The sequence below is a fragment of the Streptomyces anulatus genome (genome assembly GCF_000721175.1).
Lineage (GTDB): Bacteria > Actinomycetota > Actinomycetes > Streptomycetales > Streptomycetaceae > Streptomyces > Streptomyces anulatus_C.
In genome coordinates this window covers 1-8,189 of record NZ_JOEZ01000072.1, presented here as the reverse complement: position 1 = coordinate 8,189, position 8,189 = coordinate 1, and the positions used below count along the sequence as shown (strand labels likewise).

Sequence of the window (8,189 nt, the reverse complement as noted above, 5' to 3'; positions counted from 1 at the left end):
CAACGATCACCGATCGCCTTCGAGAAGGGCTTCCACCTCACACCAACTACGCTGGCACCAGCCGCATAACCCGTGTTCAGGATTCGGGGTCAAGGCCCAGGATCTTCTTCAGGCGCTTCATGGGGTTGAGCTCTCGATCGGCCCGATGACGTTGACGTGGGTCCGGGCAGGGTTCTCGGGGTTGGGGACCGAGATGATCCGGGCCCTGCTCGGGAGGCGGGTCACGGTCAGCCTGGTGTCGTTGTTGGCCTGAACAGGACCAACAACAGGCCCAGGACCCTCGGGGTAGGGGCTGGGAGAGGGGGACCGTCGCGCAGACGCGAATGCTCCGCCGGGTGAAGACGGAGCTGGCCCACACGACACAGCGGATGTCTGTCGCGCCGTAAAGGCCATGACGGTGTCAGGGCCTGTCCGTATCGTCTTCCTATGGGCACGAACCCAGGCAAGCCGAAGTTGAAGCGCCATCACCACACTGTCCCTCGCCTGCTGCTGCGGCGGTTTGCGGATGGCAAACGGATCATGCGTGTTCCACTGGACGGGAGCGAGCCAAAGCCCATCGGCATTGGTGACGCGACGGTCCGCAGCCACTCGGGCTTGGCCCGGGTTCCGTTGCGTGAGTTACTGCTGTTCTTCCCTGCCGGATCGTGCTTGTCATAGCCGAGGTGGTCGGTGATCTCGCCCTCGAGGGCGGACTCCAGGAGCCGCTTCGTCAGCTGCTGGAGCAGCCCGCCCTCGCCGGTCAGCTGAAGGCCCTCGGCCTGAGCCCGGTCGACCAACTCGTCGATCAGCCGGTCGTCCACAGACTTCACCGGCGCGGTTTCAGACGGTTCGCCGACCTCGGCCTCGGTCACGTTGTCGCTGGTCATCGATGCATCTTCCATGATCGGGAGTTACACCGAACGTTTGGCTCTGGCTCGTAGTCGGTGGTGACGCCGGGTAGCCTTCGTGATCATGGTCGCGTGATGGATGTGAACTCCCTAATAGCGACGGTGTTTTCGGGGTTGTCGGCGTTGGTCGTGGAGGGCGTGACGGACGGCGGTGACGTGGTGGTGGTCACGGCTCGCACCCGGCAAGACGCGGTGCCGTGTCCGGTGTGCGGGACGCCGACGGCGAAGGTGCACGGATACTACGGCCGGATGGTGACGGACGTGCCGGTCGATGGCCGCCCGGTCCTCGTCCGCGTCCGGGTCCGGCGGCTGGTCTGTCCGGTGCTGGGCTGCCGACGGCAGACCTTCCGCGAGCAGATTACCGGGTTGCTGGAGCGCCATCAGCGCCGCACAGTGCGGCTAGCGGGCCAGATATCGCAGGTGGCACGGGAGTTATGCGGCCGGGCGGCGGCACGCATGGCTGCCCTGCTGGCCATGCCCGTTTCCCGCAGCACCGCGCTGCGCCATCTGCGGCGCCTGCCGGTGCCGCAGCAGGCGGTCCCGCAAGTGATCGGCGTGGACGACTTCGCCCTGCGCCGCCGACACCGATACGCCACGATCATCACGGATGCCGAGACCGGCCGACGCGTCGCGGTCCTGCCCGACCGCGAGGCGGCCACCCTCGAGTCCTGGCTGCGGGAGCACGGCAGCGGAGTCGAGGTCGTGTGCCGGGACGGATCGGCCACCTACGCCGAGGCCGTCCGCCGCGCCCTGCCCGACGCAGTGCAGGTCAGCGACCGATGGCACCTCTGGCGGAACCTCTGTGACAAGGTCCAGCTCGAGGTCCGCGCCCACGCCGGCTGCTGGGCCACCATCAACCCGCCCCGCCCCGGCGGAGTACGCGAGCAGACCACCCGCGAACGCTGGAACAAGATCCACGACCTCCTCGGCCAGGGCGTCGGCCTGCTCGAATGCGCCCGCCGCCTGCAACTGGCCCTGAACACCGTCAAACGCTACGCCCGCATGCCCGAACCCACCGCCCTGCGCATCGCCCCCTCCTACCGGCCCACCATCGTCGACCCCTACCGCGACCACCTGCGCGAACGGCGCCAGGCAGACCCCGCCATCCCCGTTACCCACCTACTGCGCGAGATCCGGGAGCTGGGCTACACCGGCAGCGCCAACCTGCTGGTCCGCTACCTCAACCAGGGCCGCGCCGAAGGCGACCGCCCCGTCACCACCCCGCGCCACGCCAGCCGCCTCCTGCTCACCGACCCCGAGAATCTGCGCCCGAAGGAGACCGCCCTGCTGGAGAAGATCACCGCGGCCTGCCCGGAGATGACCGCGCTCGCCGATCTCGTACGCGGCTTCGCCGCCCTGCTCAAACCGGCTGAGGGCAACGATGTGAAACTCACCGAGTGGATTGCCGCCGCCCGTGCCGCCGCCATGCCTCACCTGCGCAGTCTCACCAACGGCCTCGAAATCGACCGGGCCGCCGTCGACGCCGGCCTCACCCTCCCCTACCACAACGGCCGCACCGAGGGCGTCAACACCCGCACCAAGAGGATCATGAGACAGATGCACGGACGCGCCGGATTCGACCTCCTCCGGCACCGCATCCTCCTACCCTGACCGCAACCCGGCGTCACCACCGACTACGGGCCAGAGCCGAACGTTTTACAGTCCCACCCTCGGCGGCACCGGCAAGGCGGATGCCCAGTGCTTCGCCTACGACGGCTTCCGTCGCCTGACCGAAGCGTGGACTCCCTCCTCGCAGAAGTGCTCGGACCCCCGTGACGCGACGAAGCTGTCGGGGCCCGCGCCGTACTGGACGGGGTACACCTACGACACGGCCGGACAGCGCAAGACGGAGACCCAGCACAAGCCGGGCGGGGACACCACCGACACCTACTGCTACCGGGGCGGCGACAAGCAGCCGCACACCCTCGCCGGTGTCAGCGCCAAGGGCAACTGCGCCCAGCCCGAGCGCTCGTACACCTACGACGACGCGGGGAACACGGACTCACGTCCGGGAGCGACCGGGAAGCAGGCCCTGGAATGGGGTGCCGAGGGCAAGCTCTCCAAGCTCACGGAGGGAACCCGCACCACTGACTATCTCTACGACGCGGACGGCAACCTCCTCATCCGCGGCGAGAAGAACGGCGAGCGGGTGCTGTACGCGGGCGCCACGGAGCTGCATCTCAAGAGCGACGGCACCTTCTGGGCCCAGCGCTTCTACGGATCGACCGAGTTGTCCGTCGCCGTGCGCACCAACCAGAGCGGCGCCAACAAGCTCTTCTACCTGGCCGGTGACCAGCACGGCACCTCCAGCCTGGCTATCGCCTCCGACACGCAGGCGGTGACCAAGCGCTATCTGACCGCCTTCGGCGTGGAGCGGGCGGGCGCCGTCGGATCCTGGGTGGACGACCGGTCCTTCCTGGGCAAGACACGTGACCGGTCCACCGGTCTGACCCATCTCGACGCCCGTGAGTACGACGCCGAGCTGGGCCGGTTCATCAGCGTCGACTCGCTGCTGGAGACCGAGAAGCACCAGTCGCTCGCCGGTTACGGCTACGCCGAGAACAACCCCGTCACGCTGTCCGATCCCACTGGCCTGGGCAGCTTCTCCTGCACCATGGGCGTGGACTGCCCGACCGGGGTGGAGAAGGTGGAGGAGACCGTCTCCCCCCCGCTATGGGGCGCCAGCAGCACCGGCACCTCGGGCACGTCCTGGAGCGGCCCGCTCGGCTACACCGGGATTCCCACGCTCCCGCTGGTGCAGCAGCCGCCGCTGCTCATGGGCCCTGACCCCATGCCGTTGCTGTTCACCGGTCCGGTCAGCCCCGAGATGCAGAAGCTGCAGAAGATGTTCATGGAGGCACAGGCGATGTGCCGTCTGCCGTCGGGCAGTCTCGTGAACAACGAGCACGGGGGCGACGGCAAGGTCAACAGCGACGGTCCCTGGTCACTCGCGTTCCGCTGGGCCTGGGGCGCTGATTTCCACTGGAAGTCTTCCAAGCAGGCGATCACGCTCCCGGACGCGAAGTACGACGGCGACGACACGATCACCCAGAACCTGATCGAGAGCACCAGCATGAAGGACGCGCGGGTCTTCGTGGCCAACACCTTCCGCGACACTGGAGCCCTCAAGGGTAAAACCAAGTACAGCACCACCAAGAACGCCGAGGGGCAGAACCGAAACCTCGCCCAACTCGTCGGTCTCTACGCTTCCGACGTCGGCGGACTGCTCGTAGGGAAGAAGGACAGGAAGGCTCAGGGAGTACTCGGCTCCTACGACCTCCAGTACACGATCACCGAGAGCAAGGGCAGCACGCTCACGGTGAAGTACACCGCCACCACGGACATCAACAACGAGTCCTTCATACCGATGCATGCCAAGTGGCAGGAGGCCGCCAACAATGGTCCCAAACACATGGGAGGATTCTTCGCCGGCTACCGGGTCGAGATCCGCTGGCAAGAGACCATCTACAAGTAGGGGTATGGGGAGTATGTCGGTGGGAAGAGCGCGTTGCGCCGTCATATCCCTGGCTCTGGGGCTGGCGATGACCCTGAGTGGGTGTTCCACTGCCGGTACCTCGGCCGTGGACACCGACGGGCTGCCGGGCGTCTGGACCGGGAGCGGCGGCGGCCGGGTCGAGTTCCACGCGGATGGCCGGTTCAGCATGAAGGGGATTCCCGTCGAGTCCATCGCATTCACCTGGAGCGAGCCGCGGAACGGGGCGACCAGGGTCTCGGGTGCGGGAACCTGGGAGCAGCATGACGTCGACGAGGACACCCTGCTCCTGATGATCGACGCCGGCGGCTCATTCCCGACCGACGAGGAGGTCGCCAGCCTCATGGTCGCCGAGGACGGCCCGCCACAGGTGCTCTTCTTCAGCACGAACGTCGACAAACCGTACGGCTACGAGATCAGAAAGAACTCGTAACCTCGCCCAACGACTCGGTACACACACCGGGCCTGGAATCCGTCGGTTGGGAGCCCGTGCCAGGCGTGGGTAAGCCCTGAGTGCCGCCCGTCCTCTGACACTCACTACCGAAACGCCTCGGAGCGTTTACGGGGGAGGACGGGAATACGCCGTGCCCCGGCCTTCCGGTCGGGGCACGGCGCTTTGATGATCAGGCCCGGGTGGGTCACTAAGAAGTCATCTCATTTGGGTAGTTCGGTATTCTGTGGGTCATGGTGGGGATCGTTGAGCGGCTGGTGCCGGACGAGTTGTGGGAGTTGTTCCAGCGAGTGGTGCCGGAGGCTCCGTCGCGGCCGCAGGGTGGTGGTCGGCGTCGGCACGGTGACCGGGAAGTGCCGGCCGCGATCGTCTTCGTGACCACGTCGGGTTGTACCTGGCAGCAGCTGCCTTCGGTGGCGTTCGGCCCGTCCGGAGCGACCGCCCACCGGCGGTTCTCGGAGTGGTCGAAGGCCAGGGTGTGGCCGAGCTCCACCGCCTGGTCCTCGACGAACTCGGTGCCCGTGGTGAGCTGGACTGGTCGCGGTGCGCGATCGACTCGGTCAACATGCGGGCCCTGAAAAGGGGGACCTGACAGGTCCGAATCCTGTCGACCGGGGCAAGTACGGCTCGAAGATCCACCTGATCACGGAACGATCAGGTCTGCCCATATCCATCGGCATCTCCGGGGCCGACCTGCACGACAGCCAGGCCCTGATCCCGCTCGTGAGGGGCATCCCCCCGATCCGCTCACGCCGCGGCCGGCGACGGCGCAAGCCCGGAAAACTCCACGCCGACAAGGGATACGACTACGCCCACCTGCGGCGATGGTTGCGCGAACGCGGCATCACCCACCGCATCGCCCGCAAGGGAGCCGAGTCCTCGCAACGACTGGGCCGCCACCGCTGGGCCGCCGAACGCACCATGTCCTGGCTCGCCGGCTGCCGACGACTCCACCGACGCTACGATCGCAAGGCCGACCACCTCCTCGCCTTCACCAGCATCGCCTGCACCCTCATCTGCTACCGCAGACTCACCAAATGAGATGACTTCTTAGGCGAGTTCGGCATGATGCCGACGCCGCGCTACACCTGGCGTGACAGATCTGCCACCAACAGATCGAGGGTGGCCTCCTCGTGGAGCGCGACGCCGAGGGCGGTCATGGCGGGGGCGAGGTCCTGGTCCCAGTCCGCGTCGACCGGCTGTCCGTCGAGTGCCAGTTGAGGGATGCCTTCGACCTGACTGCGTGCGGCCAGGTGCTCGTAGTCCTCCGTGCCCATGCGCCACGGCAGGGCTTCGTAGCGGCGGATGACCCGATTGGCCAGAGCGATCCCCGGCCAGTCGAAGTCACCGTGGTACGCGAAGCGGCAACCTGTAGCGGCGAGGGCGTCGAGAAGCGTGAAGACCACGGTGGCGGCGCTGCCGGAGGTGCACACGATGGGCTGCACGCAGGCCGCGTCCGCCGCGGCTTCCACCACGCGCGGATTCTCACAGATGTGGATGAGCGTCGCGGCGGGGAGCTGCAGCCGGAGGTCATGGAGGTCGCGTGGTGTGACGTGAACTTCGCAGTGATGGTCAGCTCGCTCCCGCAGAGCATGCTCCCGCCAGCCCTCGCCGACGGGTCGCAGCCCGTAGGTGAGCACCGTGCTGGAGACCTCGTCCGGCGTGACGGACACCAGTCGCCACAGAGTGCGTCGGCCGGCCGCGTCGTCTGGGAACTCGGTGCCATGGGCGAGGGCGACGCCACGTTGGACGAGGCGCGCGAGCCAGGTGCCGTCGTCCAAGCCGTGGGCGGAGCCGGTCGTCATGGCGGCGAGTTCTCCTCGGCCGCATGTGCCGTTGCGTTCAGTTCCCTTCGGGTCCAAGAAGAGCGGTGAGGACTTGGACCGCCTGCTGGAGTGTCCGTATCGCCGCTTCAGGCGTCACTCCTTTCGGAACACCGGTACGGCGCAGCAGGTCGTACCACTGCCGGGGCCATTCTTGGTTGGCGAGCGGGGAGGCGTCCAGTGACGAGGCAAGGGACGACCACACCTGCTCCCGCCGTGCCGCCACGTCCGCGCGGGCGGCACGGCGGTCGGTGAGCGGCGGCCCGAGTTCTTCCAGGGTCTGTCTGAGTCCGATTCCGGCAACTGAAGCGCGTAGCCGTGCGTCGAGGACGTCGAGCCGTACGGTCACGGCGGCACCTGTGAGGGGTTTGCCCAGCAGGAGAGACAGGTCATTGCGTTCCTGGGCGTTCATCGCGGTCAGCCTTAGCGAACCCGTGGCCTGCACGCCGTTGCTCTCCAGGCGTCTACGTGCCCCCTGTCAGAGCCGGGTGAGTCCAGGTCCCGTCAGCCAGTCGCGCGTTGCGGCGGGCAGCCCGCTCATACGGACACCAGACGCCGGTGCCGGCCGTTCCAGGTGTAGTGCAGGGTGGCCACCCCGCGTACGTGGGGATCACGGAGGCACTCGTAGATGTGCAGGGACGGAACCTCGGGCCAGTTGCCCATGAGTCGCTCGCTGGTGAGGACGAAGTCGAGATCGAGGTCGACGAGGATACGGCCCAGCCGGCCGTGGGTGGGTTCATCGACCTTGGCGCAGGCGTCGTCCAGGAGGATCAAGCGTGGTGCGTGCGGTGCCGACTCGGCGAGGCTGGTGAAGTGGGCGGCTGCTGCGGCGAAGAGGACGAGGTAGGAGAGGACCCGTTGTTCGCCCTGGCTGAGCCCGGTCCGGCCGGTCAGTTTCCGACGGCGGCCCGGGGCCGCGTCCTCGACCACGAAGGTGTGGAAGCGGAACCAGTCGCGGTAGTCCAGCGCGGTCCGCAGATGGGCGGCGTAGCCGGCTGATGGGTCGGCACGGCGGGCGTCCTCGATCCGGCGGCTGTTGGCCAGGCGAGAGGCGACCGTCCCCAGTTGACGGTGAAGGGAAACACTCCAGGATTCAGCGTCTCCACCGAGGCGCCGGTGGCCCGTGGTGTGAAGTTCGCGGCCGAGACGACCCTCCGCAGCGAGGTCGTCCCCCAGGGCATAGGTGATGTCTACGCTGCGCTCCACATCGGCATCAGGTGATGCCAGACCAGCCGAAGTCGGCCTCGGCAGCACGGGAAACCGGCTCCCTGGATGTGCGAGGTAGAGAGCGTCTGTGAGCGTCGTCTTGCCCGCACCGTTCGCACCGATCAGCACGCTGAATCTGCCGGGTAGGTCGCAGCTCATTGGAGTCTCTGCGCTCGCGCGCAGACCGCTTACCTTCACGCGGCTCAGATGCATGGCAGATCCCCCGATCGTGGGCCTTGACCCCGAATCCTGAACACGGGTTATGCGGCTGGTGCCAGCGTAGTTGGTGTGAGGTGGAAGCCCTTCTCGAAGGCGATCGGTGATCGTTG

The 8,189-nt window shown here is 67.2% G+C and carries 6 protein-coding genes and 2 pseudogenes; 4 read left to right on the top strand and 4 right to left on the bottom strand.

Translation table 11 applies throughout. The features are described from left to right. Positions 1 to 593: 593 nt before the first annotated feature. Positions 594 to 866, bottom strand: a pseudogene (locus tag IG90_RS0138250) (transposase); the annotation flags it as partial. Positions 867 to 962: 96 nt separating this feature from the next. Between IG90_RS0138250 and IG90_RS0138245 the strand changes: the two are divergent. The 4 genes and pseudogenes from IG90_RS0138245 to IG90_RS44130 all read left to right on the top strand — a co-directional run bounded on the left by IG90_RS0138245 (position 963) and on the right by IG90_RS44130 (position 5,872). Continuing rightward, a complete protein-coding gene (locus IG90_RS0138245; protein ID WP_030595711.1) occupies positions 963 to 2,498 on the top strand; it encodes an ISL3 family transposase in 1,536 nt (511 codons plus the stop codon). Between the two features lie 115 nt (positions 2,499 to 2,613). Then, positions 2,614 to 4,362 carry an RHS repeat domain-containing protein gene (locus IG90_RS44135; RefSeq protein WP_483414618.1) on the top strand — a complete coding sequence of 583 codons (1,749 nt, stop codon included), beginning with the start codon at positions 2,614 to 2,616 and terminating at the stop codon, positions 4,360 to 4,362. 106 nt (positions 4,363 to 4,468) lie between these two features. Next, on the top strand, positions 4,469 to 4,813 hold the full coding sequence (locus IG90_RS0138235) for a hypothetical protein (RefSeq protein ID WP_030595706.1): 345 nt from the start codon (positions 4,469 to 4,471) through the stop codon (positions 4,811 to 4,813). Between the two features lie 251 nt (positions 4,814 to 5,064). Further along, a pseudogene (locus IG90_RS44130) lies at positions 5,065 to 5,872 on the top strand (IS5 family transposase). Positions 5,873 to 5,913: 41 nt separating this feature from the next. Here the strand turns inward: IG90_RS44130 and IG90_RS46565 are convergent. The 3 genes from IG90_RS46565 to IG90_RS0138220 all read right to left on the bottom strand — a co-directional run bounded on the left by IG90_RS46565 (position 5,914) and on the right by IG90_RS0138220 (position 8,019). Then, a complete protein-coding gene (locus tag IG90_RS46565) occupies positions 5,914 to 6,636 on the bottom strand; it encodes a DUF2399 domain-containing protein (protein ID WP_267958715.1) in 723 nt (240 codons plus the stop codon). Between the two features lie 37 nt (positions 6,637 to 6,673). Then, complete coding sequence (locus IG90_RS46560) at positions 6,674 to 7,066, bottom strand: TIGR02679 domain-containing protein (protein WP_267958714.1); 393 nt, start codon at positions 7,064 to 7,066, stop codon at positions 6,674 to 6,676. Positions 7,067 to 7,191: 125 nt separating this feature from the next. Further along, a complete protein-coding gene (locus IG90_RS0138220) occupies positions 7,192 to 8,019 on the bottom strand; it encodes an SbcC/MukB-like Walker B domain-containing protein (RefSeq protein ID WP_411572666.1) in 828 nt (275 codons plus the stop codon). Positions 8,020 to 8,189 lie beyond the last annotated feature (170 nt).

Excerpts from the sequence above, each read along its gene's own strand:
- IG90_RS0138245 (WP_030595711.1), top strand. The coding sequence starts at position 963 with ATGGATGTGAACTCCCTAATAGCGACGGTGTTTTCGGGGTTGTCGGCG.
- IG90_RS46565 (WP_267958715.1), bottom strand. The coding sequence starts at position 6,636 with ATGACGACCGGCTCCGCCCACGGCTTGGACGACGGCACCTGGCTCGCG.
- IG90_RS46560 (WP_267958714.1), bottom strand. The coding sequence starts at position 7,066 with ATGAACGCCCAGGAACGCAATGACCTGTCTCTCCTGCTGGGCAAACCC.
- IG90_RS0138220 (WP_411572666.1), bottom strand. The coding sequence starts at position 8,019 with ATGAGCTGCGACCTACCCGGCAGATTCAGCGTGCTGATCGGTGCGAAC.